General features: G+C 62.5%; 2 protein-coding genes. Both read left to right on the top strand.

Annotated features, from left to right (window positions below):
• On the top strand, window positions 1-419 hold a 419-nt coding region (locus K9U40_RS22965), incomplete at its 5' end, for a TrbI/VirB10 family protein (protein WP_282892397.1).
• Between the two features lie 13 nt (window positions 420-432).
• Window positions 433-1,446, top strand: coding sequence for a P-type DNA transfer ATPase VirB11 (virB11, locus tag K9U40_RS22960; RefSeq protein ID WP_282639135.1), 1,014 nt, complete (start codon window positions 433-435; stop codon window positions 1,444-1,446).
• Window positions 1,447-1,456 lie beyond the last annotated feature (10 nt).

Below are 1,456 nucleotides of genomic sequence, written 5' to 3'. Positions count from 1 at the left end.
CCAAGACCCCGAAGGGCATCATCATCACGCTCGCCTCGCCCGCGACCGACGCTTTGGGCCGGGCCGGCATGGACGGCTATGTCGACACCCATTGGTGGGAGCGCTTCGGCAGCGCCCTGCTGCTTTCAATTGTCGGCGACGCCGCCAACTACGCACAGGGCCAGCTCCAGCAGGGGGACATTAAGGTGCAGAACAGCGCAAATGCCGGCCAGCAGGCGGCCGCCATCGCCGTCGAGCAGTCCATCAACATTCCGCCGACGCTGGAGAAGCACCAGGGCGAGATGGTCTCCATCTTCGTCGCCCGCGACCTCGACTTCTCCAGCGTCTACGGCCTGCGCGTCACCGAGCCTCGCAACACGATCTACGATCGCGGCGTGCTCGGAGACTTCAGTCGCCGCTCCACGCTGGTCACGAAATAGGCGAGGGGAGGGGATGAGCGATGCCGCCGACGTCGGCGTTGTCCGTGAGCTGCTCTCTCCCCTCGGGCACTTTCTGAAGGACGAGTCGCTTTATGAGATCGTGATCAATCGCCCAGGCGTAGTGATGACTGAGGGTCCCGGTGGATGGCGCACGCACGACGCGCCGGCACTCACCTTCGAAAAGCTGATGCGCCTTGCGCGCGCCGTCGCCAGCTACTCGCACCAGGCCATCGACGAGGCCCACCCACTCTTGTCCGCCACGCTGCCAGACGAACACCGCATCCAGATCGTCATTCCGCCCGCCACCACGAAGGGCACGGTGAGCATCACGCTCCGCAACCCCTCGGCGGTGACGCTGACGCTCAGCGATCTAGAAACAGGGGGCCTCTTCTCGGAGGTTAGCCCGCTAGCCGACGAGCTCTCCCCCACCGACGTGCGGCTGCTCGGCCTCTACCAGGCCGGAAGCTACATGGCCTTCCTCCGGGAGGCTGTTCTTGCCCGGAAGAACATCATCATCTCGGGAGCGACGGGGTCGGGCAAGACGACGCTCTCAAAGGCATTGATCCAACAAATCCCGGAGGACGAGCGCCTCATTACGATCGAGGACACACGAGAGCTCGTGATCCCTCAGGATAATCACGTACGGCTGTTCTATTCCAAGGATGACCAGGGACTCGCAAAGGTCGGCCCGAAGGAGCTCCTCGAGGCTTCGCTGCGCATGCGTCCGGACCGCGTCCTGCTCCAGGAGCTTCGAGACGGAACGGCGTTCTATTACATCCGCAACGTGAATTCCGGCCATCCGGGCTCGATCACGACGGTGCACGCGAATTCAACGCGGCTCGCGTTTGAGCAGCTCACCCTGCTCGTCAAAGAATCCGACGGCGGCCGCGACCTGGAGCGCGGCGATATTCGGGATCTGCTGAAGATAGCAATCGACGTCATCGTTCAGTGTAAGCGAATAGGTGGGCGCTTTCGGGTGACGGAGGTCTATTTCGACCCACACCGGCATCATGGAGAAGATGAATAACTTTTATTGC

Source organism: Xanthobacter autotrophicus (assembly GCF_030015065.1).
GTDB lineage: Bacteria > Pseudomonadota > Alphaproteobacteria > Rhizobiales > Xanthobacteraceae > Xanthobacter > Xanthobacter autotrophicus_D.
Note: the sequence above shows the minus strand (reverse complement) of the source record. Positions and strands in the feature narration are given on the sequence as shown.